This window comes from Achromobacter sp. UBA2119 (genome assembly GCF_002331005.1).
In the GTDB taxonomy this organism is placed as follows: Bacteria; Pseudomonadota; Gammaproteobacteria; order Burkholderiales; family Burkholderiaceae_B; genus Achromobacter; species Achromobacter animicus.
This window is the reverse complement of record NZ_DCYD01000009.1, coordinates 822,212-848,108: the sequence shown is the minus strand read 5'-3', so window position 1 is coordinate 848,108 and position 25,897 is coordinate 822,212. Positions and strand designations below refer to the sequence as shown.

Genomic DNA, 25,897 nt, shown 5'->3' with positions numbered 1-25,897 from the left:
TGAGGATTCGATGAAACATTTTAAGCTCATCGCTATCATAGGCTTATGAACCGCAGGAACATGCCATCCATTTGCTCGATTGCGAAACGGGGCGCGATCGCTAGCCTTTGCGCGGCGCTCGCCATTCCCGTTGCTCCCATCGCCGCGTGGGCGCAGCCGGTCGGGTTGCCTTCCATGGGCGCCGCCTCGTCGTCCGACCTGTCGCCCATGCTGGAGCGCACGCTGGGCGAAGCCATCATGTCGCAGGGGCGCCGCGACCCCACTTACATCGACGACTCCGAACTCAGCCAATACCTCACGACGATGGGGCGCAAGCTGGCGCAGTTTGCGCCGGGCGGCGTGCCCGAGGTCGAGATGTTCGGCGTGCGCGATCCCGAAATCAACGCATTCGCGATGCCGGGCGGCTTCATTGGAATCAACACGGGTCTGATCGTGTCGTCGGCCAGCGAGTCCGAACTTGCGGCCGTGGTCGCCCACGAAATCGGCCACGTCGTGCAGCGCCACATTGCGCGCGGCATGACCCAGCAGAATCAGAACGGCATGCTCATGCTGGCCAGCCTGGCGGGCGCGTTGCTTGCGGCGCTGGCGGGCGGCGGCGGCAATCTTTCCATGGGCGTGGCCGCCTTCGGCCAGGCGGCGGCCATCAACCGGCAGTTGGGCTTTTCCCGCGACGCCGAACGCGAGGCCGATCGCGCCGGCCTGCAGATGCTCACCAAGGCCGGCTACGATGCCGCCGGCATGTCGCAGATGTTTGCGCGGCTGATGAACGCTTCGCGCCTGAACGAAGGCGCGGGCGGCGGCTCGTGGGCCAGTACCCACCCGCTGTCGATCGAGCGCATGTCCGACGTGCAGAACCGCACCCGCGCGCTGCCGGCAACGCGCCATCTGGACAGCGACGACTTCTGGTACATCCGCGCCAAGATGCGCGTGGTGCAGGGCCGCGATACCGTGGGCTTGCGCACCGCCGGACAGCAATTGCAGGACGAGGCCCAGGCGCTCTCGGGCGTGCGGCAGTCTGCCGCTTATTACGGACTGTCCCTGCAGAACTATCAGCGCAACAATCTTGCGGAAGCGGAACGCTATTGGAATCTGGCGTCTGCCGATGGGCGCAGTTCGCCCCAGTTGGCGAAGCTGGGCGTGGACATCGCGCTGGCGCGCAAGGATTTCCCGCAGGCGCTGTCACTGGCCCAGGCGGGCACCAAGCGCTATCCGGACCACCGGGCGCTGGGCATCGCGTACGCGCAGGCGCTGCAGGGCAATGGCCGGCACGCCGAGGCGCAGGACTACCTGCGCGCCAAGATCAAGCAATGGGGTAGCGACGAGCCCAGCCTTTACCAGATGCTGGCGCAAAGCGAAGAGCGCAATGGCAAGCCCGTACAGGCGCGCCGCGACCTCGCGCGTTATTACGTCATGACGGGCGCGTACGCCGCCGCCGAGTCGCAACTGCAACAGGCGCGCGGCCTGTCCAAGGACTTCTACGAGCAGTCTCAGATCGACGTGCAGATCAAGGAAGTGAAGGACAAGCTGGCTGAAGAGCGCCAGCTGCTCGAGCGCTTCAAGTCGGGCTGACGGGCGCTTAGAGTCCTGTTTCGAAGAACCGCCCCAGCCGCTGCGGCAGCCAGTTCAGATGCCCCGGAAAGCTGCCTGTCGGAAAGCCCGCGTGCCCGCCGTCGGAAGGCTGGTGCAGCAGGATGCCCGGCGCACACTCGTCAGGTTTCGGCAGCGAAGCGGCAGGAATGAAGGGGTCGTTGCGCGCGTTCAGCACCAGCGTCGGCACGGCGATCTTGGGCAACCACGGCTTGCTGGAGGCGCGCGTCCAGTAGTCCAGCGCATTGCGAAAACCGTGCATCGGCGCGGTATAGGTGTCGTCGAACTCGCGCAGGTCGTGCGCGTGCGCGATTCGCATGACGTCGATGGAACCCGGGAACCGGTGCGCTTTTTCCAGGACCTTGTGCTTGAGCGTCTTCAGAAAATGCGCCGTATACACGCGCCGGTTGAAGATGCCGGTGGATAGCGTCTTGCCGCAGGCGACCAGATCCAGCGGCGCCGACACGCCGGCGCAGGCGGTCAGCCACGTGGTGTCTTCCTGGTGTTCCCCCAGATACTTCAGCAGCGCGTTGCCGCCCAGCGATACGCCGACGGCATGCCAGCGCGCGTGGGGAATGCGCTGGCGCACGGTGTTCAGCAGAAATCCGACCTCGGCCGAGTCACCCGAGTAATACGCGCGGGCCAGCCGGTTGGGCACGCCCGAGCAACCCCGGAAATGCGCGATGACCACGATCCACCCGCGCGCCCGGAAATAATGCGCGACGGACTGCGCATAGCGGCTGTTGCTGCCGCCTTCCAGGCCGTGGAACAGGATCAGGGCAGGGGTGTCGGGCGTTTGCGGCAGCGACTTCCAGTCTGCGTCCGTCATCCAGCGCGCCGCGGCGGTCTTGCCGTTGCCGACCGGACGTTGGCCGCTCACCGGCGCGCCATCGGCGGCCTTGTGCGGAAACAGACCAGGGCCTGTCCAGTCGAAGTCGACGAAGTCCGTATCGGGCGTGTCGACGCGATCGCGCACGAACGCGATGCGGTGATACTGCGCGAACAGGGCGGCGTAGACCGTCTGGCTGTCGCCCCCGGGGAGCCAGGGGGGTACAGGGCAGGGCGTTGTATCAAGACGAGCAGCGGCCAACTGGGAATCCACCGCGTTCAATGAAGCATGTCGGGCACGTCGTGCAGGTCGAGCACCCCGGCTTCGGAGGGCGCCTGCGAGGCATGGTGCATGACCATGCGCCAGCCCGTGGGGCCCTTGTGGTAGATGTTGGTGGCGTAGCAGTTGGCGAACTGCGTGCCCTCACGCGTGCGCACCGCGACCTGTTCCACCAGGACATGCACCGCGCACATCATGCTGAGCATGACAAGCGGGCGCAGTGGACGCACATGCAACGGACCGTTGGCCAGCACCTGTTGCCAGGACTCGTGCACCGCGGAATGGCCGACGACGCGCAGCCCTCCCGGATGGATGCATACGACTTCCTCGTCGTCGGCCCAGACCTGCATCAGGCGGACGGCGTCCGCCTGCTCAAGGGCTTCGTAGAACGCGTGTTCTGCTTCTTCGGGCGTGGCGAACATGGCTGCTGAAACGGTTAAGCGTGTTATGGGGCGGTGCCGCTCAATGGTGGCCGTGCAACACCGTGCCGGCCTTCAGGCGGTACTCGGCGCCACAGTAGGCGCAGCTTGCGGAACCGGTGCGGGCCACGTCCAGGAAGACGCGGGGGTGCATGCTCCAGAGCGGAGCCTTGGGGCCGGGACAGAACACGGGAAGGTCTTCGGCGCCGACCTCGATGACTTCGTTAGCGCGGGAGCCGGCGGCCGGGGCAGCAGCGGTCATGGATATTCCTGAAAAAAAACCGATAGACGGCAGGTTGAAACAATGATGCGGTCTTGCTGGGCAAAAGCGCGCCAATCAGAATTGAGAATCAGACTTTACTTAGCCAGTGATGGTACTTCGGGTTGCGGCCATTCACCACGTCAAAAAACGCGTTCTGCAATAGTTCGGTGACTGGACCACGCCGGCCCGAGCCGATCTGGCGGTTGTCGACTTCGCGGATGGGCGTGACTTCAGCGGCCGTGCCGGTGAAGAACGCCTCGTCCGCGATGTAGACGTCGTCGCGGGTGAGCCGCTTGGTGACCACACGCAGGCCGAGGTCGGCCGCCAGGGCGTGAATGGTCGAGCGGGTGATGCCGGTCAGGGCGGAAGCGATCTCGGGTTCGCAGAGCACCCCGTCCTTGACCAGAAAAAGATTTTCGCCGGAGCCTTCGGCCACGAAGCCGTCGGTGTCCAGCAGCAGGGCCTCGTCGTAGCCGTCCTGCAGGGCTTCGGTATTGGCCAGGATGGAATTGGCGTAGGTGGTGGCGACCTTGGCGCGCGGCATCGTGACATTCACGTGCTGGCGCGCAAACGACGAGACCTTCACGCGGATGCCGCCGGACAGCGCCTCTTCGCCCAGATACGCGCCCCAGGGCCATGCCGCGATGGCCACGTGCACCCGGGCGCCCTTGGGCGACACACCCATTTTTTCGGGGCCGTAGAACACGAGGGGGCGCAGGTAGCCGGATTCAAGCTGGTTTTCGCGCACGACCGTCCGCTGTGCCTCGTTGATCGTGTCGCGATCGAACGGCATGGGGATCTGATAGATGTGCGCCGAATTGAAGAGCCGGTTGGTGTGGTCTTCGAGGCGGAAGATAGCCGTGCCGAGGGTGGAGTTGTAAGCGCGCACGCCTTCGAAGACGGACAGCCCGTAGTGCAGCGAATGCGTCAGGACATGCGTCGTCGCGTCTCGCCATGGGACGAGCTTGCCGTCATACCAGATGAAACCGTCGCGGTCAGCCATCGACATGGTCTTCTCCACACAGTGCGCACCAAACCTGCCGCCGTGCGCCAGGCCATGGGGGCCAAGAATCTCGAGGGCGCTATTGTATCAAGCAGCGAGGTTACAATACGGGCCTATTCGCGCAGTTCATTCCCATCGAGTATCCATGTCGTCCTGCCTGAATCGCCAGGGGCCAGCCGTTGTCCTCTGAAACCGCGCTTCCTGAATCCGAAGACCCAGCCCTGGTCCGCCAGGAACGCGTGACCGCCTTCCGTGCCGGCGTCCATGCCATCGTGCCCGCCCTGATCGCCACCGCGACCTGGGGATTGGTCACCGGTGTGGCGATGGTCAAGTCCGGCCTGACGGAATCCATGGCGCTCGCCATGACGCTGCTGCTGTACGCCGGCTCGGCCCAGCTCACCTCATTGCCGCTCATCGCCGCGGGCGCGCCGCTGTGGCTGATCTTCGCGGCCGGCTGCGTCGTGAATCTGCGTTTCATCATCTTCGGCGCCGCCCTGCAGCCCTATTTCCGCCACCTGTCGTGGCCCAAGCGCCTGGGACTCGGCTATTTCACAACGGACATGGGCTTCGTGCTGTTCATGCCCCGTTTTGGCGACTCGGTCGAACGCGGGACCCGCGAGCAACTCTGGTTCTTCCTGGGTTCCATCGTGCCGGGCTGGCTGGTCTGGCAGTCGTCGTCGATCATCGGCATCTATCTGGGCGCGCAGGTTCCCACCGATTGGTCCCTGGATTTTGCCGCCGTGCTGGCGCTGCTGGCCATCACGGTGCCGCTGGCCAGTTCCAAACCGATGCTGGTGTCGATGCTGGCCGCCGGCGTCGTCGCCTGGGTGGGGCAGGCAATGCCCCTGCGCCTCGGGCTGGCCGCGGCGGTGATCTCCGGCGTCATCGCCGGCATGTGGGCCGAACGCTTCTTCAAGGCGCGTCCATGACAAATTGGTCCTGGGAACTCTACGTCTATTCCGCCATCCTGCTGCTTGCCCTGTGCAGCGTATTGACGCGCGCCGGGTTCATGCTGTTTGGCGATTACATTCCGCTGTCCGACAATGTGCGCCGCGCCTTGCGCTACGCACCCGCCGCGGCGCTCACTGCCATCGTGGTCCCCGATCTGCTGCCCTGGAAGGCCGGGCTGGGCCCTGTGTTCGACTACAAACTGGTCGCCGGGCTGGTCGCCATCCTCGTGTTCCTGCGCACCCGCAGCGCGGTGCTCGTGATCGTGGTCGGCATGCTGGTGCTCTGGGGTTTGCGCTGGTTGGCCAGCTGACGGCCATAAATCCAGGATCACATCGTCCGTCTGATGGACACTCGAGGCACTTTTTTTGTCTCGGTGGGCCGTTGGATCGTGCTGCCGACCGGCCCTCAAACAGACCGTTTGACCGTGTGGTAAGGCGGCTGCGCTAAAATTCATCAATCCACAGCAATCCGGGCCTGGTACTGCCCTCATAAGTATCGAATCCAGCATGGATGCCCCGATGCCTTATGTAGCAGTGCATGCAGCACTCTCGTTTTGTTCTTTTTCACTGGTCCCGGTATTTGCCTAACCCCTGATGACTGAATCCACTCAAACCGCAGCACCCACCGCTGACGCGCCCGCGCCCGCGCCGACGTTCGACGATTTCGGATTGCACCCCCTGTTGTTGCAGTCCATCGCCGAAACCGGCTACACCACCCCCACGCCCATCCAGGCGCAGGCCATTCCCGTCGTGGTGTCGGGTCGTGACGTCATGGGCGCCGCGCAGACCGGCACCGGCAAGACGGCGGCCTTCACGGTGCCGATCCTGCACCGTCTCATGCCGCTGGCCAACACCAGTGCTTCGCCCGCCCGGCATCCGGTGCGCGCGCTGATCCTGGCGCCCACGCGTGAACTGGCGGACCAGGTCTTCGAGAGCGTCAAGCGCTACAGCAAGAAGACGCCGCTGCGCTCGGCCGTCGTGTTCGGTGGCGTGGATATCGGTCCGCAGAAAGAAGCGCTGCGCCGCGGCTGCGAGGTGCTGGTCGCCACGCCGGGCCGCCTGCTCGACCACGTTGAACAAAAGAACGTGAACCTCAGCCAGGTCGGCATCCTGGTGCTGGACGAAGCAGACCGCATGCTCGACATGGGTTTTCTGCCCGATCTCGAACGCATCATCCGGCTGCTGCCCGCGCAGCGCCAGGGCCTCTTGTTCTCGGCCACGTTCAGCAACGAAATCCGCAAGCTGGGCCGTTCGTACCTGAACCAGCCTGTGGAAATCGAAGTGGCGGCGCGCAACGCCACCGCGACGACCATCACCCAGATCGCCTACAAGATGACCAGCGACGCCAAGCGCGCCGCCGTCGTGCATCTGGTGAAGTCCCGCGGCCTGAATCAGGTCATCGTTTTCTCGAACACCAAGATCGGCACGGCGCGCCTGGCGCGCGACCTCGAACGCGACGGCGTCAAGGCTGAATCGATTCACGGCGACAAAACCCAGGCCGACCGCATGAAAGCGCTGGAAGCCTTCAAGGCGGGCGAGCTCGAAGTGCTGGTCGCAACCGACGTGGCCGCGCGCGGCCTGGATGTGGCGGGCGTGCCTTGCGTCATCAACTACGACTTGCCGTACAACGCCGAAGACTACGTGCACCGCATCGGCCGCACGGGCCGCGCGGGTGCGTCGGGCGAAGCCATTGCCCTGTTCACCGCCGATGAAGAGCGTTTCCTGCTCGACATCGAAAAGCTCATCAAGCGCGAAGTGCCTCGTGGCACGCTCGACGTGCCGGCCGATCTGATCGCCCGCAGCCATCGCCGCAGCGACGGTGGTTCGCATTCGCGCGAAGGGCGCGAGAGCAGCCGCGAAAGCCGCGGCGACCGTGGCGATCGCGGCCGTTCTTCGGACCGCCGCTCCAGCCATCATGGCGGCGGCTCGCGCCAACCGGTGGACGACTTCTTCCTGAAGCCTTACGAGCCTTCGACGACTGCCGCGCCGGCCGAAGAACAGGATTCGCGCAGCAATGCCGCACCGTCGTCGGCGCCCAAGCGCCAGCTTGCCGTCCTGCTCGGCGGCAGCCGCAAGCCCTGATCGCACGCGATACCGGTCGCCGGTCCTCGGACCGCAAAAAAACCCGCAAGGCCTTCAGGCGTTGCGGGTTTTTTGTTGGACGCGCCGCGATGTCAGGCGGCCAGCAATCGCGGCAGATCGGGCAGGGCGGTAGTCACGGCCGCGCTGTCTTCGTCAAGGCTTTCCAGCAGGCGCTCCAGGTGGCCGATATGCGGCAGCATGGGGCCGTAGAACACGACACGATCGCCGATCTGCACCAGCAGCGTGGGGAAGTTTTCGACGTCCACGTCGCCCAGCAATTCAGCGTGATCCTCGATGTCGACCCATGCAAAGACGTGTTGCGGCAAGGCGCCGGCCAGGGCCTGCAATTTGGGCTTGTATTCTTCGCAGGTGTCGCACCAGGCGGCGCAGAAACAGGCGATGAGCCAGGTGTTGGGCGTGGCGCTCAGCCGCGCGCGCAGCGGGGCGAGATCGGTACCAGGAGTAAGCAGAGACATGTGAGCGGATCGGGGCGGGTTTGACTATCATACCCGGGTTGTTCACCCCTCAATTTGATTGCCATGACCGTCCTGCGTACTGATCCGCCCACCCCCGGAAACGGCCGCCTGTCCGGCGCCGGCGCGGGGGCCGTAAGCGTGGGACAGGCTTTCAAGCGCGCGCTCGTGTCGCAGTGCCACCCGACCATGCTGTTCGCGGTGCTGCTGCCTTTCCTGATCGCCCTTGTTGGCGCCATCCTGCTGCTCTGGTTTTTCTGGACGCCCCTGACCGACTGGTTGCGCACCGAGGTGTCGCAATGGGACATCGTCAATCGCGTCGACCAATGGTTAGTCGCGGTCGGCCTGTTCTCGCTCAAGATCTGGCTGATTCCGGTCATCGCCGCGGCCATCCTGTTGCCGGTGTCCGGCATCCTGGGCCTGGCCATCGCCGCCGTCTTCGTCATGCCGCTGGTGCTGCGTCACGTCGGTCAGCGCGAATACGCCACGGTGGGCCGCCGCGGCAAGTTCTCTACCGCGGTCAGCGTGTGGAACGCCGTGTGGGTGTCCGCGGCGTTCGCCGCGGGGTGGGTGCTGACGCTGCCGCTCTGGCTCGTGCCGCCCATGGCCATCGTGCTGTCCATCTTCTGGTGGGCCTTCGCGTTCTCGCGGATGATGCGCGTCGACGCGATCGTCGAGCACGCCAGCCCGGATGAACGCAAACTGATCCTGGAACGGAACAACGGCGGCTTCTGGACCATCGGTCTGATTTGCTCGCTACTGAACCTGCTGCCGCCCGCGTGGATTATCCTGCCGGTGTTTTCCGCGCTGGTCTACGCGCACTACGGCCTGGAAGCCCTCAAGCGCCTGCGGCAGGACCGCGTCATCGACGTCTGATCGGCGTCTTTTCTTATCTATGGAATCGGACATGGCTGCAGAACCCACCGCCCGCCGTATCGGCCTCATCATCGTTGGCGATGAAATCCTGTCGGGGCGGCGCCAGGACAAGCATTTTTCCCAGATCGTCGAAATGCTGGGCGCGCGCGGCATGCACCTGAGCTGGGCCGAATTCCTGCCTGACGAGCGCGACCGTCTGGTCGACGCCTACAAGCGCAGCTTCGCCAGTGGCGACGTCGTGTTGTCGTGTGGCGGCATCGGCGGCACGCCCGACGACCACACCCGCCAGGCCGCGGCCGCTGCGCTTGGCCTGCCGCTGGCACTGCATCCCGAAGCCGAGGAGGCCATCGCATTGCGCACGCGCGAAATGGCGGAAAAGGGGCAGGGCACCGCCGACATGAGTGCGCCGGAAAACCAGCAGCGGCTGCAGATGGGCATGTTTCCCGAAGGCTGCGAGATCGTCCCCAATCCGTACAACCGGATCCCGGGATTCTTCATCAAGGATCACACCTTCGTGCCGGGCTTTCCCGTCATGGCGTGGCCAATGCTGGAATGGACGTTGGATACCCGCTATCGTGCGCTGCAGCATATTCGTGCCCACGTCGAGCATTCCTTCCTGGTTTTCAGCATGCCCGAATCGCGCATCACGCCGTCGATGGTTACTGTGGAAAATCGTTGGCCCGACGTCCGCGCGTTCAGTCTGCCCAGCGTCGGCGAGGCGGGCGGCACGCCCCACATCGAGCTGGGCGTGAAGGGCGAACCCGAGGCCGCCGCAGCGGCGCTGGAATTCCTGCGCGCCGAAGTCCTGCGCCTGGGCGGCAAGCTGGCGCCCCCGGCGGCGGCCTGATTTGCGCGACGGCGGGGCACCGCCGGTCGCGCCCGTTGCGCAAATACCATTTGCCAAACCGGCCGGTAAATTTCACAATACGGGATAAGAACTGTTTGCTGCATTGCCGCAACGCGTGTCTTGCGTGGCGGCGCCAGCCCAAAATTCCATGGCCCGTCTTCCCACCCCTCGCAATCCGCTGGACGCCGAAACCGAAGGCGCTTCCGCCCATCCGATCGCCATTCAGGTCATCGAACGCGCGATGCGTCTGCTCGACGCCCTGGCCGCGCAACCGGATCCGGTCACGCTCAAAGAGCTGTCGGCCACGACCGGTCTGCACGCCTCCACCGCCCACCGCATCCTGAACGACCTGGTCGTCGGCCGCTATGTCGAGCGGGTCGACAACGGGCTGTATCAGCTGGGCATGCGCCTGCTGGAGCTGGGATCGCTGGTCAAGGGCCGTCTGAACGTGCGCGAGGCGGCCATTCCCGCCATGCGGTCGCTGCACAAGCTGACGGGGCAGACCATCAATCTTTCCGTCCAGCAGGGCGACGAAATCGTCTACATCGACCGCGCCTGGAGCGAACGCTCCGGCATGCAGGTGGTGCGGGCCATCGGCGGCCGCGCGCCGCTGCACCTGACGTCCACCGGCAAACTGTTTCTGTCCACGGGCGACACGCGCCAAGTGCGCGCCTACGCGCTGCGCACGGGGCTGGCCGGCCATACGCGCAACAGCCTGACCGATCTGGACAAACTGGAACGCGAACTGGCCCTGGTGCGCCGCCACGGCTACGCCCGCGATAACGAAGAGCTGGAGTTGGGCGTACGCTGCATCGCCGCCGGCATCTTTGACGACACCGGCAAGCTGGTGGCGGGGCTGTCGATCTCGGCGCCGGCCGAACGGCTGCAGGACGACTGGATCAAGGCGCTGGTCGAAACTGCCGCCAGCATTTCCGAAGCGCTGGGCTACGAACCCTCCGTGTCCTCGGGTTTCAACGGATTGGGTCTGGCGGCCGAAGCCATGCGGCCGTAGCTGCGGCGCACGCCAAAACAGAAAGCCCCCATGAGGGGGCTTTTTTATGGGCCGTTGCCGCAAGAGGCGCCGCCGAAGCGGGCGGCCTCTGGAAGCGGGCTTATTGCTTTTCGATGCCGGCCTTCTTGAACAGCTCGGCCCATTGCGGGACTTGCTGCTTGACCTTCGCGGTCAGCGCATCGGGGTTGGCTTCCGACGTCAGCACGGTGGCGCCGAGTTGCTTCATGCGCTCCTGGAACTTGGGATCGGCCAGACCGGCCTGCAAGCTCTTGACCAACTTGTCCACGACAGGCTTGGGCGTGCCCTTCGGCACCCACATGCCATGCCAGATGCCCACTTCAAAGCCCTTGTAGCCGGACTCGTCCATGGTCGGCAGCTTGGGCAGCGTGGGAACGCGCTTCAGGCTGGTCACGGCGTAGGCCTTCACCTTGCCGCCTTCGATCTGCTGCGTGGTGTTGGTGGTCTGGTCGCACATCAGATCGACCTGCTTGCCCAGCAGGTCGTTCATGGCGGGCGCGGTGCCCTTGTACGGGATGGTCAGCAGTTGCACGCCCAGGGCTTCGACCAGCATCGTGCCGCACAGGTGGCTGGCGGCGCCGATGCCCGCGTTGGCGAGCGAGACCTTGTCCTTGTTCTTTTTGACGTAGTCGGCCAGTTCGGCGATGGTGTTGGGCGGGAAGTCCGAGCGGGCGACGATGGTCATGGGCACGTCGACCACCAAGCCGACCGGCTCAAAGCTCGTGAAGGGGTCATACCCCGGATTCTTGTAGAGCGACGGGGCGGTCGAGAAGCCGGCGTGCATCAACAGGATGGAATAGCCGTCCGGCTGGGCACGGGCGACCTGAGTGGTGCCGATGGTGCCGCCGGCGCCGCCCTTGTTTTCAACGACGACCGTCTGGCCCAGGCTGGGCCGCATGGCTTCCGCAAGGGAGCGGGCGACGTTGTCCGTCGGGCCGCCTGCCGCGAACGGCACCACCATGTTGATGGGGCGTTCCGGATATTCCGCGTGCGCGGCGCCGGCCGCGAACAGGGCACCGGCCGCGAGCAGGGCCGAAAGCGTGCGGGGAATGAAAGTCATGAGGTCTCCGATTGCAGGGTTTTGCTTGCTGCGATTAGTTATCTTTCGCTGACATATCATTGGTATTTGTCTGTCATCAGCGTGAAAACAGTGTAGAAAAGAATTGATACCGCGTCATGTCCGGTATTTCCCGAGTTCCAGGAATTCGTTGAGCAGAATCAAGCCCCGGCAGGCGGGCGCACCGTTAAAGTGCAAACACTTGTTGCGCCGCACAAAAACTGCTTGACAAGTTTTTTACCGAGTCTAGAATGGCAATTGTGCAGTGCATCAAACGGGCCGGCGGTAGCTTGTAGTACCAGTTTCCGCGCACGTTTCTTATTTCGTCGCAGACAACCATCCTTACTGCCGGACAGCCTCCGGCTACCCTGAGAGGAGCATCCTATGAGCGCAATTCCGCAACAAGTTCTGGACCGTCAAAAGGCCAGCATCAACACCATCGTGGCCGCCCAGACCGCCGTCTTCGCCGGCTTCGAAAAGCTGGTCGAACTGAACCTGAAGGTCGTGAAGGCCACCCTGGACGAAGTCGCCCAGAAGTCGCAGCAAGCCGCTGAAGTCAAGGATCCGCAGGAAGCCGCCGCGTTCGCGACGGGCCTGCTGCAACCGGGCGCCGAAAAGGCCCTCGCCTACACCAAGCACGTGTATGACATCGTTGCCGGCGTGCAAGGCAGCCTGGTCAAGCTGACCGAAGAACAGATCGCCGAAAGCCAGCAACAGCTGAGCGAAGCCGTCGACCAGTTCTCCAAGAACGCCCCGACCGGTTCCGAAAGCGCCGTCGCCCTGATCAAGTCCTCGCTGGCCACCGCGACCAGCGCCTACGATTCGATGACCAAGGCTGCCAAGCAGGCCGCTGAAGTCGCCGAGTCGAACCTGAACGCCGCCGCCAACGCGACCTTCAAGGCCGCCACGGACGCCGCCGACGCCGCGACCAAGGTTGCCGGCCGCAGCCGCCGCAGCGCCTAAGTATTTGGCGCACGGTGCTGCGCAAAGCGCAGTAATGTAGTACTGTTGAGTGACAGAGCAGAGCTGGAATTAGGGCCACCCACAGGGTGGCCCCTTTTTTTGCCTGCGTTTTTTGTCTTTATCAGCTGTCAGCGGGACGCGACGGCGCGCACGCATTCGCCGACCAACCCGGGGCCACGGTAGATGAGGCCCGTGTAAAGCTGCACCGCGTCGGCGCCGGCTTCCATCTTTTCGCGGGCTTCCCGTCCGGACAGCACGCCGCCCACGCCGATGATGGCCAGGCTATTGCCCAGCCGTTCCTTCAGGCGGCGGATCACCGCCAGCGACAGTTGATGCACGGGCGCGCCGGACAGGCCGCCAGCCTCCTCCGAGTGGGCCTGGCCCTTCACCGCGTCGCGCGACAGCGTGGTGTTGGTGGCGATGACGCCATCGATGCCGTGGCGCGGAAGGATTTCGGCGATGGCGTCGATTTCTTCCTGTGACAGGTCCGGCGCGATCTTCACTGCCATCGGGACCCGGCGCTGGTGCTGGTCTTCCAGGGCGCGGCGCTTGTCGGCCAACTGCGCGAGCAGCGCAGAAAGCTCGTCGCCGCTTTGCAGCGCACGCAGGTTCTTGGTGTTGGGCGACGAGATGTTCACGGTGACGTAGTCGGCATGCGGGTACACGCCGTCCAGGCCGATCAGGTAGTCGTCGGCGGCCCTTTCGATGGGCGTGTCCGCGTTCTTGCCGATGTTCAGCCCCAGGATCCCGCCTTGCTTGCGCCACGTGCTGCGCTGCACGTTGGCAAGAAAGGCGTCGAGCCCCTGATTGTTGAAGCCCAGCCGGTTGATCAGCGCATTGGCGCGCGGCAGGCGGAACATGCGCGGCTTGGGGTTGCCGGGTTGCGCGCGCGGCGTGACCGTGCCCACCTCGATGAAGCCGAAACCCAGGTTGCCCAGCGCGTCGATGTAGGCGCCGTTCTTGTCCAGGCCGGCGGCCAGCCCGATCGGGTTGGCCAGCTGCATCCCCATCAGCGTGCAGGGCGCCTTGGGCTGCGCGTGCATGAGCTTGCGCGTGGCGCCGCATTCATAGGCGCGCTGCAGGCCCGAGAGGGTGACTTCGTGGGCGGTTTCCGCATCCATGGCGAAGAGCGCCGGGCGGGCCAGGGGATAGGCGTGGAAGAGGATAGACATGGGCCGGGATTGTAGAGCGATTTGCTCCGTCCCCGTCGATTGCAAACGACGCCGCAACAGATTCAGGCGGGCGGGCGCTCGGGACTGTCGCGCCATTCCCCGTCGACCAGGAACTGCGCCGGACGGAAGGCCGATTTGTAGGACATCTTGCGGCTGTCCGCGATCCAGTAGCCCAGATAGAGCCACGGCAGGTTCAGCGCGCGGCACTGTTCTACCTGCCAGAGAATGCTGTACGTGCCCAGGCCATCGGCGATGTCCGGGTCATAGAACGTGTAGACCGAGGACAGGCCGTCGTCCAGCACGTCGATGATGGAGACCATCACCAGCACACCCTCGGCGTTGCGGAACTCGACCAGCCGGGTGTTGACGCGGCTGGTCAAGAGGAACTGCGCGTACTGCGTACGGCTGTCCTCGTCCATGCCGCCGCCCGGATGCCGGCCCTGCTGATACCGGGTATAGAGCCGGTAGTGTTCCGGCGACCATGCCAGCTCCGCGACGAACGACTGCAGATGCTGATGATCGCGCCACGCACGGCGCTGGCTGCGGTTGGGGGCGAATCCGGCCGTATCCACGCGCACGGGAATGCAGGCCTGGCAGTTGTCGCAATGGGGACGGTAGGTGAAGAGACCGCTGCGGCGAAAGCCTTGTTCCACCAATTGGGAATACGTGCCCGCGTTGATCAAATGCCCGGGCGCGGCAACCTGCGACCGGGCCTGGCGACCCGGCAGATAGCTGCAAGGGTAGGGGGCGGTTGCGTAAAACTGCAGCGTGGAGAAGGGAAGTTCTTTCAGCTGGCTCATTGGAGCTGGCTCATGGGAGCTGGCGTATCGGATATCCCGCGTATAGGCGGCAAACCCGGGACGGGAGTGGCTCCATATTAACGCTTAACTCGGGCTGCAATCCGTCCCCTCGGGTGTATCCGGATGCAGCTGCCCACGCGTGTCCAGCCGGCCGCGTGACCACGGAATGCCTGGCTGTTGAGTGGCTTGCCGAACATGCCGCAGAAAGTGTTCCCGAGGCACGGGAGCCGCGCCCATGCTGGCCAGATGGCGCGTCTGCTGCTGGCAGTCGATCCATTCGACGCCCTGCGCGTCCAGGTAGCGAACCAGATGCGCGAGCGCGATCTTCGAGGCGTTCGGGACGCGGGTGAACATGGATTCGCCGAAGAACATGCGTCCCAGGCTGATGCCGTACAGTCCGCCCGCCAATTCCCCGTCGATCCAGGTTTCGATGCTGTGTACGACGCCGGCGTCATGCCACTGCCGGTAGGCGTCCTGCATGGCAGCGGTGATCCACGTGCCCGGCTGGCCGTCGCGCGGCGCGGCGCAGGCCGCCATGACCTGGGGAAACACGGTGTCGACCCGCACCTGCACGCTGGGCGTGGCTTCGTATTCCCGGGCGGCGATCTGGCGGAGCAGCTTGCGCAGCGAGTGCGACGGCGCAAAGTCCTTCACGGGCAGCACCATGCGCGGATTCGGACTCCACCAAAGCACGGGCTCGCCTTCCGAGTACCACGGAAAGATGCCGTTGGAATACGCCTGGGTCAGACGTTCCGGCGACAGGTCCGCGCCCGCGGCCAGCAGGCCGTCCGGATCCGTCAGCGCGAATTCCGCAGGAGGAAACGGGGTGTCGGCGGCGAGCCAGGGCAGTTTCAACGGTGGGATTCTAGGGTGTAGTGATGCGGGCCGAAGGTGCCGCGTTTGCGGTCCTCGAAGAACAGGCGCAGGGTGCTGGCGACGGTGCGGAAGGCCAGGTCGTCCCAGGGAATTTCGGATTCGTCGTACCAGCGCGCTTCCAGGCTTTCCGGGCCCGGGTCCAGTTCCGGACCCACCGCCTGGGCGAGATAGAACACGTGCACCTGCTCGATCTGCGGGACGTCGATGATGGTGTAGATGTCGCCCAACTGGATTTTGGCGCCCGACTCTTCCAGCGTTTCCCGCGCCGCGCCTTGCGCCGTGCTCTCGCCGAGCTCCATGAAGCCGGCGGGCAGGGTCCACGTGTTGTAGCGGGGTTCGATCGCGCGGCGGCAGAGCAGGATGCGGTTTTCCCAGACGGGCACGGTCCCGACCACCAGCCGCGGATTCTGGTAATGGATCGCCCCGCAGTGATCACAGATGTCACGCTCGCGGTTATCGCCTTCCGGCACGCGGCGGTTTACCGGAGAGCCGCACTGGCTGCAAAAGTGGGAACGGCGCGGGGCGGGGAAGTATTCGAGGGGCGATTTGGCGGTCATGGGTACGATTCTACCGGCTGCGGCGGGTCGTGGCGCGCCGGGCCGGCGGCGTGGGCACGGGGCTGCCGAACCGCGCTTCCAGGTGTTCGACGAACGACCGGACCTTGGGCGACAGAAAGCGGCGGTGCGGGTAGACGGCGACCATGGAAATCGGCGTGTGGGCATAGCCGGTCAAGAGGGCGGTCAGACGTCCGGCGCGTATGTCATCCCCGACCAGGAATTCCGGCTGCAGGATGATGCCGTGGCCGGCCAGTGCAGCGGTGCGCAGCACGTCGCCGTTATTGGCCCGCAACGCCGCGTTCACGCGCACCAGATGCGTCACGCCGTCCTTCTCGAAATGCCATTCATTGCCCGTGCTGGCGTAGGCGTAGTGCAGGCAGCGATGCTGCTTCAGGTCTTCAGGCACGGCCGGCGCGCCGTGGCGCTCCAGGTACGACGGCGCTGCGCAGACCAGCAGTTGCTGCGGCGCCAGGGGTCTGGCCACCAGCGACGAATCCACCAGCGGGCCGATGCGCACCGCGACGTCGTAGCCGTCCTCGACCAGATCCACCACGCGGTCGTTCAGGTCCAGGTCGATCACCACGTCCGGATAGCGCTGCAGGTATTCGGCGATGGCTGGCCCCAGATGCAGGATGCCAAAGGACACGGGCGCGCTGACCCGCAATCGTCCGCTGGGCCGCTGGCCTTCCGCCTGCAGCGACAGCTCCAGGTCGGCAACCTCCGCCAGAATGGGCCGGACGCGGTCATAGAAGGCGCGTCCGGCGTCCGTCATGCTGAGCTTGCGCGTCGTGCGGTTCAGCAGGCGTACGCCGTACTTCTGCTCCAGATAGGCGATCTGCCGCGTCACCACAGATCGCGCCTGGCCCATCTTGTCGGCTGCCGCCGCGAATGAGCCCAGTTCGACGACCTTGGCATAGGTCTGCATGGCGGTATGGGTGTCCAAGATTGTTTCCTATCGAGGAACAATAATTTGCAATTCTGCATGTTTATCTTTGTTTTTGGAATCGCAAGAATACGGCCCAAGAAGGATCTGCCTGCTCCGGGCGATTCGCTTTTCTGCACAAGGATGATTGCAATGATTGATTCCCGTACCGCGCCGTATGCTGCGTTGCTCTTGCGCGTGGCGCTGGGCGTGATGTTCCTGGCTCATGGCCTGACCAAGCTGCTGGTGTTCACGCTGCCCGGCACCGCCCAGTTCTTTGCCAAGATCGGTTTTGCCAGCTGGTTGGCCTATCCCGTCACGTTTTTCGAAGTGGCCGGCGGCATCCTGCTGATCCTGGGCGTGGTGCCGCGCTGGGTCGCTGCGATTGCCGTGGTGCAGCTCTTCGCGGCGTCGACGGTCCATTTTGGCAATGGCTGGGGCTTCGGCAACCCGGGCGGCGGTTGGGAATATCCGATTTTCCTGACCGTGGCGGCTGCCGTCCTGGCGCTGTTGGGCGACGGCAAGTTCGCGCTGGTCAAAAGCGGCCGCCGCTGAGCCATAGCGGCGTCAAGCCACTGAGCGCTACGCGCATCAATCTGTTTACCGGGCCGGACGTGGCCCGCGCGAAGGCGGGGCCATAGAATGGCTTCGCCTTTTTTATCTGGAGTCGATATGTCCCGGCCTATGTTCATGCGCACGTTTGCCGCACTGCTGTTTTCCGTCCTGGCCTGCGCCGCGCAAGCCACGCCCGAACAGGAAGCCGCCAACAAGGCTGCCGTCCTGGCGTTCTATGAAAAAGGCTTGAACCAGAAAGACGCGGACGCCGCGCTCAAGTACGTGGGCGATCGTTATGTGCAGCACAATCCCAACGCGGCCGACGGCCCCGAGGGCTTCCGGCAATTCATCGCATTCCTGCGCGACAAGTATCCCGCCTCGCACAGCGAAATCAAGCGCGTGTTCACGGATGGCGATTACGTCATCCTGCATGTCCACGCCGTGCGCGAGCCGGGTACGCGCGGCAACGCCATCATCGACATCTTTCGCCTGGAAGGCGGCAAGATCGTCGAACATTGGGATGCCGTGCAACCGATTCCCGAGAAGGCCGCCAACAGCAACGGGATGTTCTGAGTTTGCGCTGGCCCGTCAGGCCGCGGGGGCGTGCGGGGCGGGGTCAAATCCCAGGCGCGCGGCGATGTCTGCCTGCGCGATTGCGTGCAGCGGCGCTGCCGCGTACACGTCAGGCCAGACGGCTGTCATCGAATGGCTAGCCGCCAGTTCGGCCAGCGCGTCCAGCAGCGGACCACCAGCTTGCGTCCGCATCATATCCAGCAGCGGCTGCAAATCACGGTCCAGCACGATGCCGGCGCCCATCGGCGTCGATGCGTAGAGCTGGCCTTCATCATCCAGCCACCACGCGCTGACTGCGTCGACGGACGCATCCGTGTGCGTGACGAGGCCGCGATTGTCATCGGCAAGCCGCAACACAAAGGGCGCCGCGTCCAGGCGCACGAACACCCGCTGCGGGCCGTTCTGGAAAAACCAGCGGCCGTCATCGTCGCGTTCGTAATTGCGGCTGATGAATTCCAGGATCTGCGTATTGGTAATCGGCTCGCCCGGCCCGCCGTCATTGGCCTGGCCTTGGGGATGAAGGCGCCAGCGGCCGCGCGCATCCAGCGACAGCCATCCGTAGACAGCCGGCACATTCGGCCAGCGGGCGAGGGCGTCCTTTACCGATTGATCCATGGTCTCAAGGGCGGATGACGATCGTGGGCGAGATGACGATGCCAGGTTGCACCGGCATCACGGGCACCGCCACGGGTTGCGGTGCGTAGCCATAAGCATAGTCGTCACGGCATTTGCGCTTTTCGCTGTAGTCGCCGTTGCGCTTCCACTTGCGCTCGACCTTGCAGGCGCCATCCCAATACTTTTCCTTGTACTCGCCGCCCTTGTGGCGGTGGTGATGGTGCTTGTCATGCGCCTCGGCAGCCAGCGGCGCTAGTGCGATCAGCGCGGCGGCGGACAGGCTCAGGAAAGCGGGGCGGGCAGTAAAGCGGCGCGATTGCGATACCGGGATGTTGTGCATGGACTCATCGTTCAAATGAAAACGGGGTCACCATAACAATCATCCGCCTGACCGGGCGTAGGGATGGGTAACGAGATGCTGGGGAGGGGGGGAAAGATGCTGGAGGCGCAAGCCGGAATCGAACCGACGTACACGGATTTGCAATCCGCTGCATAACCACTCTGCCATTGCGCCAGCACTTGCAAGAAAAAAGGAAGCGCGGTGTTGGCCGATGCTTCCTCTTTGTATTTGGAGCGGGAGACGAGACAGGCACTAGGGCGCTAAATCCTTGTTTCCCAATCACATTCTTCGCCGCCGTGAGCAGCGAAGGCCTGAATTATAGCCTTGTTCTTCGCCCTCGGCAACAAAACTCATCCAACAACTTCCATCAGCGTCCAAGGACTGCCATTTCATCCCCTGACAACCGACGCAGAATACACGGCTACCAGAGGCCCGCCCCTGCAACGCCGCTCGACACTCAGGTCTCCTTGCGTCAGGAATGGCATCAGCATCGAACGTTGAGACCGCGCTTGGTTTGATGCCGTGCGCACCACAGCCCAAGGCTGTTCGTGATGAAGGCCAAGCGGCGAGCAAGGAAAGATGGGGCGCATGTTCACATCACCTGGTCAGCTGGCGACCGTGTGGGAGCGGCGCGCAACAGCCTCAAACTGGCCACAGCCCAGGATCGCTGGATGCTATGTCGATATATCAGGATGCCAGAACAAGCATCACACGCGCGGTTTTCTCTGCGTCCCTCTGGACGTTGAGCAACGACTGCGCCCCAGCGCGACTTGTGAAACCGTAGGGATATCAGACCATAGCGAATCGGTCTTGATACGCCTGACGCACCCCATGACGCTGGCACCGTGAGCGCCATTGTCGAGCGTGCTTCTTCCTTGTTACTCGACGGGCCGGCAACTGGTCGATTCTTGCACATTGAGCAAGAGAGGGCCACCTGTGGCGGATGCCATGATCTCGTCCGCCCACGTTCCGGGGCATTCGTCCCTGGCATCCGCCACAGGCATAACGACACAACAGCCCTTGGCAGGGCGAGAAAGGAGCCGGTGATGTAGCGCTTCCGAAAGGAGACGAAAACATGCACAAGGAGCCACCATTATCAAAGGTGTTCTATCGTCCCATCGAAGCTGCCATACGGTGGGCTGGGTTGTTGCGGTACAAGGCGTCGATCCTCGCCTCGATCGCATCACCGCGGTGCCTGCCGCAGACATTGGACTGCCCGCGATGGAACGAGTGTCGGCTGTACTCGGAACGCATCTACGACGGCATCCTCAACTCGGAACTGCCCTTTGGCAAGAACGGGATCACGCTCAATGACCCAGAGTTGGTGAGTTCACCCGATCTGACCATCCGCCACGTCGATCTGAAACGCTGGATGCGCACTCACTATCCTGAGCATCGACCCGGATTCCTGTTCAGCCGCAGCGAGCGCATGGCGCATCCCTCCATCACCCTGGAAACAGGACAGGCAATCCTGCTGGAACGGCAGGCTCTGCAGGCCGCGCTGGACCATAGCCGGCGTGAGATGCGCAAACTTCAAGCGCAACACGAAGCCTTGCTCAAGCAGTCCGCGGTGCTGTTGGCATCCAAGCAGTGCGCGATCAGTGATCGAGCGGAGACCACGTACCTGAACATCATCGGTGGCATGCTGACGCTGATGCTGGGTCAATCCCCATCGGGTGTGCCGTACTCCAGCTTCAAGACGCAGGAGGCAATCGTCACCGCATTGCTCGCCCACTATGGCGGCACCATGGGCATCACGGAGCGAACCTTGAACGGCAAGTTCGCCAACGCCAGGAAGAATGTGCGTAGCGCAGCCGCGTGAATTCTTCCATCTTGTATGTGCAGTCTCGGAGATTGCATTTGCAATGTCTTTTTGCAGCCATGTCTATTGAATAGAGGTCACGCCAACAAACGCCACTGAGCGTTCAGGAGTGACCGCCATGTCGCAAGTACCTGTACTGCCACCGCACGAGCGCCGCATCCTGCGGCTCGATGAAGTTGAAGCGAAGTCCGGCTTCAAACGCGCCCACATCTACAACCTGATGAAGAAGCGCCAGTTTCCACAGGCGTTGCGCCTTGGCGTGCGCGCGGTGGGCTGGGATTCGGTCGAGATCGATCAGTGGATCGCCGAACGCCTTAACAACCGCACCTGACTCGCTCCCCCTCGGACTTCCCATCGCCAAACGGAGAGCGCCATGCAGGTCGTATCCATCATTTCAACGAAAGGTGGCGTCGGCAAGACGACCACGGCCGCCAACCTCGGCGGGCTCGCCGCGGACGCGGGGCTGCGCGTGCTGCTGCTCGATCTCGACGTGCAGCCCACCTTGTCCTCCTACTACGATCTGGCTCACCGCGCGCCCGGCGGCATCTATGAGCTGCTGGCGTTCAACGAGCGCGGTCTCGACCAGCTCGTGTCCCGCACCATCATCGCGGGCCTGGACCTGGTGCTCTCGAACGACCACCGGGGTGAACTGAACACCTTGCTGCTGCACGCGCCAGACGGGCGCCTGCGGTTGCGCCACCTGCTGCCGGCGCTGGCGCCGCTCTATGACCTGGTGCTAATCGACACCCAAGGCGCGCGCTCGGTGCTGTTGGAGATGGCGGTGCTCGCCTCCGGCCTGGCGCTGTCACCCGTGACCCCGGAAATCCTTGCGGCCCGCGAACTGCGGCGCGGCACCATGCAGTTGCTGGAGGACATCGCGCCGTATCGGCACCTTGGCATCGAACCGCCACCGCTGCACCTACTCATCAATCGTGTCCACCCCGTGTCCGCCAACGCACGCATGATCCAGCAGGCGCTGCACGACCTATTTCAGGATCACACGGGCATCCGCGTGCTGGGCACCGACGTGCCGGCCATCGAAGCCTATCCGCGCGCTGCAACCCGCGGCATGCCGGTGCATCGCGTCGAGTATCGACAGCCACCAGGCAGAGTTGCGCCCGCTGCGCTCGACACCATGCGCACGCTCGCCGGCGAACTGTTCCCGCAGTGGCAAGACAGATTCGCCCGCGTGTCCGGCCGTCCTCCACGTTCTATTGAAACCGGGAGGTCCCGTGGCGAGCGCACATGAACTGTCCCGTGGCCACAAGCGACTGCGCGCCCTGATCGAGTTTGCGGTGAGCGAAGGCTGGCACGTCAAACGTACTCGGGGTGGACACCTCAAATTCACCAAGACCGGCTGCGCCGCCATCTACACCAGCTCGACAGCGAGCGATTACCGGGCAGACCTCAATGCCCGTGCGCAGATCCGCCGAGCCGAGCGCGAGGCCCGCATGGCCCGGCCCGCCAACGCCGAGGGATGCGGCCATGGCTGAGATGACCTCCCAGGACATGGCCGGCAAGCTGCTTGCCGCCGGGTTCGAGCGCAGTGGGCCATCGGCCACGGCTTTGAGTGACCCCATCGCCGACACGCCGATGGTCGTGACGCTGGACCAGTTGCGGCCCTACGACCACGATCCCCGCAAAAAGCGCAACTCGGCCTACGATGAAATCAAGGCCTCCATCCGCGAGCGCGGCCTGGATGCGGCGCCAGCCATCACACGCCGTCCTGGCGAGGCGCACTACATCATCCGCAACGGCGGCAACACCAGGCTGGCGATCCTGCGCGAACTCTGGACAGAAACGAAGGACGAGCGCTTCTTCCGCATATCGTGCCTGTTCCGGCCGTGGCCTGCGCGCGGGGAGATCGTCGCGCTGACCGGGCACCTCGCCGAGAACGAACTGCGTGGCGGCTTGACGTTCATCGAGCGCGCCCTCGGCGTCGAGAAGGCGCGCGAGTTCTATGAAGCGGAAAGCAGCACGACCTTGAGCCAGTCCGAGCTGGCCCGTCGCTTGGGCGCCGACGGCTTCCCCGTGCAGCAGTCACACATCAGCCGCATGGCCGATGCGGTGCGCTACCTGCTGCCTGCGATCCCGACCGTGCTGTATGGTGGCCTCGGTCGCCACCAGGTCGAGCGGCTGTCGGTCATGCGCAAGGCCAGTGAGCGCACGTGGGAGCACTATGCCAAGGGCCGCTCCCTGCCGCTCGACTTCGACAGTTTCTTCCAAGAAGTGCTGTCGCAGTTCGATACCCAGGCCGACGAGTTCTCGCCGCAGCGTGTGCAGGACGAGTTGATCGGTCAGATGTCCGAGCTGCTGGGCATCGACTACGACGTGCTTGCCCTGGACCTGACCGAATCCGAGAGCCGCCACCGCGCCCTGGTCAGCGACCCAACCCCGCCATCGGCGCCGCCGGCATTGCCTGAGCCTGGGGCCATCGCACGGCCGCCGATTGAACCGGCACCGTCCCCCGCCACAGCAGCACATTCTGCAGGCCACTCTGCCGCCGCGCCGACAAGGCCCCAGGACGATGCGGCCCCGCGTGAGGCATCCGCAGCCACCCCTGCGGCAGCGGCTGGCGATCTACTTGACGAGCACATCGTCTCTCCGGCACCCACGACGCAGCGGCTCCAGTCCATCCAGCGCATGGTCGCCGACCAGTTGGGCGATGCGCTTCCGCCCGACTTCTCGGCCAACGTGCTGCAGTCGATTCCCGTGCAGGCCGGTGGCCTCTATCCCATCTCGGACATCTGGCATATCGACCCAGGTCTCGACGCACCCGGCCGCCTGCGCGTCCACATCGCGCAGTTCGCGCGCGAGATCGCGGGCGAGGTCGACCTGGACGCGTGTGTCGAGGATCGTTCAGATGGCATCGGGTTCGCGTGTCGTGCCCCGACCCAGGTTTCGTCGCCGCTCGCACGTGCCGTGCTCGCGCTGCTGGTTTCCCTGGCCGGTCAGCAGTCGGCCGACGTGGGCTTGGACGGCGGGCACTTCGTCACCGACCTGCCAGCGCTGTTGCACGGCCAAGGCCAACGTCATGCCGACGGGGCCCGGCGATTGAGCGACACCGCGCTGGTCAAGCTGTTTCGTCTGCTGCGGCTGGCCCGGCGCCTGCTGGATCTGGAAGCCGGCGCTCTCGGTCCTGGGACCTGAGCGAGGGAGGCCCGCATGTCCGCACCTAACCCACTCAACCAGGCCGTCATCGCGCAGGCGCTCTACGATCTGCGCAACGGGCAACTGCGCCGCTGCAAGGCGATGGGATTCGGTGAGGAAGAATTGGATGCGCTCAAGCATCCGGCGCTGATCAGCGTACTGGCCAATGCCAGCGTCTCGTGGTGCTCTGTCTCGGTGAACCGGGAAGTGCTCCGGCGATTGCTCAAACAGGCGCAGGACGTGGAGAAGGAGATCGCCACCGTCGATCGCATGTTGCGCCTGGGGGCCAGTACGGAAATGGCGAGCCGTTTTTATGGGCTGACGCACCAGGAAGTCGCGCTACGGCGTGAAGTTCTCGGCCTGCCCAAACGCAAGGGGCGCCATCCGGTTCTGGACGAGGAGCAGGACACCGAGCTGTGGCGACGCTGGAAGGCCGTGACCAGCAGCAGGAATGTCGAGCTGGAGGATGAGACCTCGGTTCTTGATGCGGCAATGGACCTCGCCGAAGGCATGGAACTGCCGCTGTCGGTGGTCTGGGCTGCGATCAAGAACTGGATCGATCAGGGATTGGGTTGAGTCATGGCCGTGGACGACGCTGCACCACGAGCACCACGCCAAGGCCCGGTCGCCCTCGCTGATCTGTTCGACAGCGCGCTGAAAGACCTTGCACCGAAACCTCGCCCGCCCGCGTCCGCGCCAGCTCCCGCATCCGCAACATCTCCTGTCTCCGCAACCGGCGACGGTTTTCTGTTCAGCGGCAATCGGCACGAGAGCGTGCCGCGACGGCTGTTCCTGGACCGACGCCTGACGCCGCTGGAACGCAATGCCTGGCAAGTCTTTCGGATGATGCTCAACGAGGATGGGGTCACGGCGTTTCCGACGTATGAGCAACTTCGCCCGTGGCTCGCGTCAATGCCCTGCGCCGGGAAGGCCTCTCACGAGACCGTGGCACGGGCGCTGACGCTGTTGCGCCTGACTCGCTGGTTGAGTCTCGTGCGCCGCAGGCGTGACCCCAAGACCGGGCGCATCCTCGGCAACCTCTACGTCCTGCACGATGAGCCCCTGACGCCTTTCGAGGCGATGCAGCTCGACCCGGACTACTTGGAGCTCGTCAGCCAAGCCCTGGGCCATTCGGCCAAGGCCGTCCAGGTCGTGGGCTTGCACACCCTCAAGGAAATCGCCGAAGACCCGTTGTTGTCTGGCCGCACGTTGCCCTCGCGGCTGCAGGTCCTTGCCGAACGCCTCGCGAGCCAGGGCATTGGGTCGCAGGAGAGTTATCCACAGAAGGATAGGGTTCACGATTCCGAAGAAGGGGCGCCGAGCCTTCTTCGGAATTCTGATGACCCCTCTTCGGATTCCGAAGCAGGGCCGAAACCCGCGTCAGACGGCGCTCTTCGGAATCCGAAGCAGGACCGTACTGTACGTAGTAGTCGTATGAATGAAGTACGTACTACCGCGCGTGAGCGTGGGCAGGCGCGTGCGATGCCAGGAGTTCGCCTGCCTGATCGCTTTCTCGGCTTGAAGGAAGAGCAGCAGGCCGCCGCCATCGTGGCATTGCAGCAGGTCGATGCTCCGCTACGCCAGGCCGTGCTGGACGAATGGGCGGATCGCTGTCGCGGCAGCACCATCCGCAACCCGGCAGGCTACCTGTTCGGCATCATCCAGCGCGCCATCCGTGGCGAGTTCAACGCCTGGGCCAAGCAAGCCGGGTCAGCACCGCCACCTGCCCCTGCACGAGATGCACCGCCTGAACCACCGCGCAATGTGGTTCCACCCGAGGTGGCCCGGCAGCACATTGACCGGCTGCGCGACCTTCTGCGCAGTAGCTGAGCGCGACGAGCGACAAGGGCGTGAAGCA

30 protein-coding genes and 1 tRNA gene are annotated in these 25,897 nt (G+C 64.4%); 17 read left to right on the top strand and 14 right to left on the bottom strand.

From position 1 onward, the window contains the following. Window positions 1-45: 45 nt before the first annotated feature. Entirely contained in the window at window positions 46-1,569 is a 1,524-nt protein-coding gene (locus B3098_RS09210) for a M48 family metalloprotease (protein WP_279974845.1), read from the top strand. Between the two features lie 7 nt (window positions 1,570-1,576). Here the strand turns inward: B3098_RS09210 and B3098_RS09205 are convergent, their stop codons facing one another. From B3098_RS09205 to B3098_RS09190, 4 genes are all read right to left on the bottom strand, one after another. Continuing rightward, window positions 1,577-2,677, bottom strand: coding sequence for a YheT family hydrolase (locus tag B3098_RS09205; protein ID WP_056568815.1), 1,101 nt, complete (start codon window positions 2,675-2,677; stop codon window positions 1,577-1,579). A 17-nt stretch (window positions 2,678-2,694) separates the two neighbouring features. Further along, on the bottom strand, window positions 2,695-3,117 hold the full coding sequence (locus B3098_RS09200) for a YybH family protein (RefSeq protein WP_175123185.1): 423 nt from the start codon (window positions 3,115-3,117) through the stop codon (window positions 2,695-2,697). Window positions 3,118-3,157: 40 nt separating this feature from the next. After that, window positions 3,158-3,376, bottom strand: coding sequence for a zinc-finger domain-containing protein (locus tag B3098_RS09195; RefSeq protein WP_175123184.1), 219 nt, complete (start codon window positions 3,374-3,376; stop codon window positions 3,158-3,160). 88 nt (window positions 3,377-3,464) lie between these two features. After that, the gene (locus tag B3098_RS09190; RefSeq protein WP_175123183.1) at window positions 3,465-4,385 is read right to left on the bottom strand and encodes a branched-chain amino acid transaminase; all 921 of its coding nucleotides are present in this window, start codon (window positions 4,383-4,385) and stop codon (window positions 3,465-3,467) included. A gap of 173 nt (window positions 4,386-4,558) precedes the next feature. On the opposite strand from B3098_RS09190, the gene B3098_RS09185 reads away from it, so the two are divergent. The 3 genes from B3098_RS09185 to B3098_RS09175 all read left to right on the top strand — a co-directional run bounded on the left by B3098_RS09185 (window position 4,559) and on the right by B3098_RS09175 (window position 7,411). After that, window positions 4,559-5,308 (top strand): AzlC family ABC transporter permease, encoded by a 750-nt coding sequence (locus B3098_RS09185; RefSeq protein WP_175137193.1) that lies wholly within the window; start codon window positions 4,559-4,561, stop codon window positions 5,306-5,308. Beyond that, complete coding sequence (locus B3098_RS09180) at window positions 5,305-5,640, top strand: AzlD domain-containing protein (RefSeq protein WP_175123181.1); 336 nt, start codon at window positions 5,305-5,307, stop codon at window positions 5,638-5,640. Before B3098_RS09185 ends, B3098_RS09180 begins: the two co-directional genes overlap by 4 nt. A gap of 283 nt (window positions 5,641-5,923) precedes the next feature. After that, window positions 5,924-7,411, top strand: coding sequence for a DEAD/DEAH box helicase (locus tag B3098_RS09175; protein WP_175123180.1), 1,488 nt, complete (start codon window positions 5,924-5,926; stop codon window positions 7,409-7,411). Between the two features lie 92 nt (window positions 7,412-7,503). On the opposite strand, the gene B3098_RS09170 is transcribed toward B3098_RS09175, so the two are convergent. Next, window positions 7,504-7,887 carry a thioredoxin family protein gene (locus B3098_RS09170; protein WP_286894588.1) on the bottom strand — a complete coding sequence of 128 codons (384 nt, stop codon included), beginning with the start codon at window positions 7,885-7,887 and terminating at the stop codon, window positions 7,504-7,506. Window positions 7,888-7,950: 63 nt separating this feature from the next. Here B3098_RS09170 and B3098_RS09165 point away from each other — a divergent pair, with 63 nt between their 5' ends. The 3 genes from B3098_RS09165 (at window position 7,951) to B3098_RS09155 (ending at window position 10,619) form a co-directional block, all read left to right on the top strand. Then, on the top strand, window positions 7,951-8,760 hold the full coding sequence (locus B3098_RS09165; protein WP_239216270.1) for an EI24 domain-containing protein: 810 nt from the start codon (window positions 7,951-7,953) through the stop codon (window positions 8,758-8,760). Window positions 8,761-8,791: 31 nt separating this feature from the next. Then, a complete protein-coding gene (locus B3098_RS09160) occupies window positions 8,792-9,607 on the top strand; it encodes a competence/damage-inducible protein A (protein ID WP_286894586.1) in 816 nt (271 codons plus the stop codon). Window positions 9,608-9,755: 148 nt separating this feature from the next. Beyond that, the gene (locus B3098_RS09155; protein WP_175123176.1) at window positions 9,756-10,619 is read left to right on the top strand and encodes an IclR family transcriptional regulator; all 864 of its coding nucleotides are present in this window, start codon (window positions 9,756-9,758) and stop codon (window positions 10,617-10,619) included. Window positions 10,620-10,719: 100 nt separating this feature from the next. Here the strand turns inward: B3098_RS09155 and B3098_RS09150 are convergent, their stop codons facing one another. Further along, window positions 10,720-11,697 (bottom strand): tripartite tricarboxylate transporter substrate binding protein BugD, encoded by a 978-nt coding sequence (locus B3098_RS09150; RefSeq protein WP_056568785.1) that lies wholly within the window; start codon window positions 11,695-11,697, stop codon window positions 10,720-10,722. A 381-nt stretch (window positions 11,698-12,078) separates the two neighbouring features. Here B3098_RS09150 and phaP point away from each other — a divergent pair, with 381 nt between their 5' ends. Then, window positions 12,079-12,657: a TIGR01841 family phasin gene (gene phaP, locus B3098_RS09145; RefSeq protein WP_105237564.1), complete on the top strand. Its 579-nt coding sequence runs from the start codon at window positions 12,079-12,081 to the stop codon at window positions 12,655-12,657. Window positions 12,658-12,785: 128 nt separating this feature from the next. Here the strand turns inward: phaP and B3098_RS09140 are convergent, their stop codons facing one another. The 5 genes from B3098_RS09140 to B3098_RS09120 all read right to left on the bottom strand — a co-directional run bounded on the left by B3098_RS09140 (window position 12,786) and on the right by B3098_RS09120 (window position 17,005). Next, the gene (locus B3098_RS09140) at window positions 12,786-13,829 is read right to left on the bottom strand and encodes a quinone-dependent dihydroorotate dehydrogenase (RefSeq protein WP_286894584.1); all 1,044 of its coding nucleotides are present in this window, start codon (window positions 13,827-13,829) and stop codon (window positions 12,786-12,788) included. A gap of 62 nt (window positions 13,830-13,891) precedes the next feature. Beyond that, entirely contained in the window at window positions 13,892-14,629 is a 738-nt protein-coding gene (locus B3098_RS09135) for an arginyltransferase (RefSeq protein WP_175137197.1), read from the bottom strand. 84 nt (window positions 14,630-14,713) lie between these two features. Beyond that, the gene (gene aat / locus B3098_RS09130; protein ID WP_175137198.1) at window positions 14,714-15,484 is read right to left on the bottom strand and encodes a leucyl/phenylalanyl-tRNA--protein transferase; all 771 of its coding nucleotides are present in this window, start codon (window positions 15,482-15,484) and stop codon (window positions 14,714-14,716) included. After that, window positions 15,481-16,062 (bottom strand): NUDIX hydrolase, encoded by a 582-nt coding sequence (locus tag B3098_RS09125; protein ID WP_175123172.1) that lies wholly within the window; start codon window positions 16,060-16,062, stop codon window positions 15,481-15,483. The genes aat and B3098_RS09125 overlap by 4 nt, the downstream gene beginning before the upstream one ends. A 10-nt stretch (window positions 16,063-16,072) precedes the next feature. Further along, window positions 16,073-17,005, bottom strand: coding sequence for a LysR family transcriptional regulator (locus B3098_RS09120; RefSeq protein WP_286894583.1), 933 nt, complete (start codon window positions 17,003-17,005; stop codon window positions 16,073-16,075). Window positions 17,006-17,137: 132 nt separating this feature from the next. On the opposite strand from B3098_RS09120, the gene B3098_RS09115 reads away from it, so the two are divergent. Together B3098_RS09115 and B3098_RS09110 are read left to right on the top strand one after the other, a co-directional pair. Further along, window positions 17,138-17,539 carry a DoxX family protein gene (locus tag B3098_RS09115; RefSeq protein WP_105237569.1) on the top strand — a complete coding sequence of 134 codons (402 nt, stop codon included), beginning with the start codon at window positions 17,138-17,140 and terminating at the stop codon, window positions 17,537-17,539. A 117-nt stretch (window positions 17,540-17,656) separates the two neighbouring features. Beyond that, complete coding sequence (locus B3098_RS09110; protein WP_239216276.1) at window positions 17,657-18,112, top strand: nuclear transport factor 2 family protein; 456 nt, start codon at window positions 17,657-17,659, stop codon at window positions 18,110-18,112. A gap of 15 nt (window positions 18,113-18,127) precedes the next feature. Here B3098_RS09110 and B3098_RS09105 read toward each other — a convergent pair whose 3' ends face one another. The 3 genes from B3098_RS09105 to B3098_RS09095 form a co-directional block, all read right to left on the bottom strand. Further along, window positions 18,128-18,727: a DUF2946 family protein gene (locus B3098_RS09105; protein ID WP_286894582.1), complete on the bottom strand. Its 600-nt coding sequence runs from the start codon at window positions 18,725-18,727 to the stop codon at window positions 18,128-18,130. Window positions 18,728-18,731: 4 nt separating this feature from the next. Further along, a complete protein-coding gene (locus B3098_RS09100; RefSeq protein WP_313369240.1) occupies window positions 18,732-19,067 on the bottom strand; it encodes a hypothetical protein in 336 nt (111 codons plus the stop codon). 100 nt (window positions 19,068-19,167) lie between these two features. Continuing rightward, window positions 19,168-19,241: transfer RNA gene (locus B3098_RS09095), tRNA-Cys, on the bottom strand. Between the two features lie 901 nt (window positions 19,242-20,142). Here B3098_RS09095 and B3098_RS09090 point away from each other — a divergent pair. From B3098_RS09090 to B3098_RS09060, 7 genes are all read left to right on the top strand, one after another. Continuing rightward, complete coding sequence (locus B3098_RS09090; protein ID WP_012112309.1) at window positions 20,143-20,889, top strand: hypothetical protein; 747 nt, start codon at window positions 20,143-20,145, stop codon at window positions 20,887-20,889. A gap of 118 nt (window positions 20,890-21,007) precedes the next feature. Next, entirely contained in the window at window positions 21,008-21,220 is a 213-nt protein-coding gene (locus B3098_RS09085) for an AlpA family transcriptional regulator (protein WP_012112310.1), read from the top strand. A gap of 42 nt (window positions 21,221-21,262) precedes the next feature. After that, on the top strand, window positions 21,263-22,138 hold the full coding sequence (locus B3098_RS09080; RefSeq protein WP_012112311.1) for a ParA family protein: 876 nt from the start codon (window positions 21,263-21,265) through the stop codon (window positions 22,136-22,138). Then, a complete protein-coding gene (locus B3098_RS09075) occupies window positions 22,122-22,382 on the top strand; it encodes a hypothetical protein (RefSeq protein WP_012112312.1) in 261 nt (86 codons plus the stop codon). Before B3098_RS09080 ends, B3098_RS09075 begins: the two co-directional genes overlap by 17 nt. Next, entirely contained in the window at window positions 22,375-24,039 is a 1,665-nt protein-coding gene (locus tag B3098_RS09070) for a ParB family protein (protein ID WP_012112313.1), read from the top strand. Before B3098_RS09075 ends, B3098_RS09070 begins: the two co-directional genes overlap by 8 nt. 15 nt (window positions 24,040-24,054) lie before the next feature. Next, window positions 24,055-24,615 (top strand): DUF2857 domain-containing protein, encoded by a 561-nt coding sequence (locus B3098_RS09065; RefSeq protein ID WP_012112314.1) that lies wholly within the window; start codon window positions 24,055-24,057, stop codon window positions 24,613-24,615. 3 nt (window positions 24,616-24,618) lie between these two features. Further along, complete coding sequence (locus B3098_RS09060) at window positions 24,619-25,869, top strand: STY4528 family pathogenicity island replication protein (protein WP_286894578.1); 1,251 nt, start codon at window positions 24,619-24,621, stop codon at window positions 25,867-25,869. Window positions 25,870-25,897: the final 28 nt, after the last annotated feature.

Bases quoted from the DNA above. Each gene is read 5' to 3' on its own strand.
- B3098_RS09155 (WP_175123176.1), top strand. From the start codon at position 9,756: ATGGCCCGTCTTCCCACCCCTCGCAATCCGCTGGACGCCGAAACCGAA.
- B3098_RS09210 (WP_279974845.1), top strand. From the start codon at position 46: ATGAACCGCAGGAACATGCCATCCATTTGCTCGATTGCGAAACGGGGC.
- B3098_RS09115 (WP_105237569.1), top strand. From the start codon at position 17,138: ATGATTGATTCCCGTACCGCGCCGTATGCTGCGTTGCTCTTGCGCGTG.
- B3098_RS09125 (WP_175123172.1), bottom strand. From the start codon at position 16,062: ATGACCGCCAAATCGCCCCTCGAATACTTCCCCGCCCCGCGCCGTTCC.
- B3098_RS09080 (WP_012112311.1), top strand. From the start codon at position 21,263: ATGCAGGTCGTATCCATCATTTCAACGAAAGGTGGCGTCGGCAAGACG.
- phaP (WP_105237564.1), top strand. From the start codon at position 12,079: ATGAGCGCAATTCCGCAACAAGTTCTGGACCGTCAAAAGGCCAGCATC.
- B3098_RS09070 (WP_012112313.1), top strand. From the start codon at position 22,375: ATGGCTGAGATGACCTCCCAGGACATGGCCGGCAAGCTGCTTGCCGCC.
- B3098_RS09085 (WP_012112310.1), top strand. From the start codon at position 21,008: ATGTCGCAAGTACCTGTACTGCCACCGCACGAGCGCCGCATCCTGCGG.
- B3098_RS09090 (WP_012112309.1), top strand. From the start codon at position 20,143: ATGCACAAGGAGCCACCATTATCAAAGGTGTTCTATCGTCCCATCGAA.
- B3098_RS09175 (WP_175123180.1), top strand. From the start codon at position 5,924: ATGACTGAATCCACTCAAACCGCAGCACCCACCGCTGACGCGCCCGCG.
- B3098_RS09150 (WP_056568785.1), bottom strand. From the start codon at position 11,697: ATGACTTTCATTCCCCGCACGCTTTCGGCCCTGCTCGCGGCCGGTGCC.
- B3098_RS09060 (WP_286894578.1), top strand. From the start codon at position 24,619: ATGGCCGTGGACGACGCTGCACCACGAGCACCACGCCAAGGCCCGGTC.
- B3098_RS09065 (WP_012112314.1), top strand. From the start codon at position 24,055: ATGTCCGCACCTAACCCACTCAACCAGGCCGTCATCGCGCAGGCGCTC.
- B3098_RS09140 (WP_286894584.1), bottom strand. From the start codon at position 13,829: ATGTCTATCCTCTTCCACGCCTATCCCCTGGCCCGCCCGGCGCTCTTC.
- B3098_RS09180 (WP_175123181.1), top strand. From the start codon at position 5,305: ATGACAAATTGGTCCTGGGAACTCTACGTCTATTCCGCCATCCTGCTG.
- B3098_RS09135 (WP_175137197.1), bottom strand. From the start codon at position 14,629: ATGAGCCAGCTGAAAGAACTTCCCTTCTCCACGCTGCAGTTTTACGCA.
- B3098_RS09100 (WP_313369240.1), bottom strand. From the start codon at position 19,067: ATGCACAACATCCCGGTATCGCAATCGCGCCGCTTTACTGCCCGCCCC.
- B3098_RS09200 (WP_175123185.1), bottom strand. From the start codon at position 3,117: ATGTTCGCCACGCCCGAAGAAGCAGAACACGCGTTCTACGAAGCCCTT.
- B3098_RS09160 (WP_286894586.1), top strand. From the start codon at position 8,792: ATGGCTGCAGAACCCACCGCCCGCCGTATCGGCCTCATCATCGTTGGC.
- B3098_RS09105 (WP_286894582.1), bottom strand. From the start codon at position 18,727: ATGGATCAATCGGTAAAGGACGCCCTCGCCCGCTGGCCGAATGTGCCG.
- B3098_RS09195 (WP_175123184.1), bottom strand. From the start codon at position 3,376: ATGACCGCTGCTGCCCCGGCCGCCGGCTCCCGCGCTAACGAAGTCATC.
- B3098_RS09110 (WP_239216276.1), top strand. From the start codon at position 17,657: ATGTCCCGGCCTATGTTCATGCGCACGTTTGCCGCACTGCTGTTTTCC.
- B3098_RS09170 (WP_286894588.1), bottom strand. From the start codon at position 7,887: ATGTCTCTGCTTACTCCTGGTACCGATCTCGCCCCGCTGCGCGCGCGG.
- B3098_RS09165 (WP_239216270.1), top strand. From the start codon at position 7,951: ATGACCGTCCTGCGTACTGATCCGCCCACCCCCGGAAACGGCCGCCTG.
- B3098_RS09190 (WP_175123183.1), bottom strand. From the start codon at position 4,385: ATGTCGATGGCTGACCGCGACGGTTTCATCTGGTATGACGGCAAGCTC.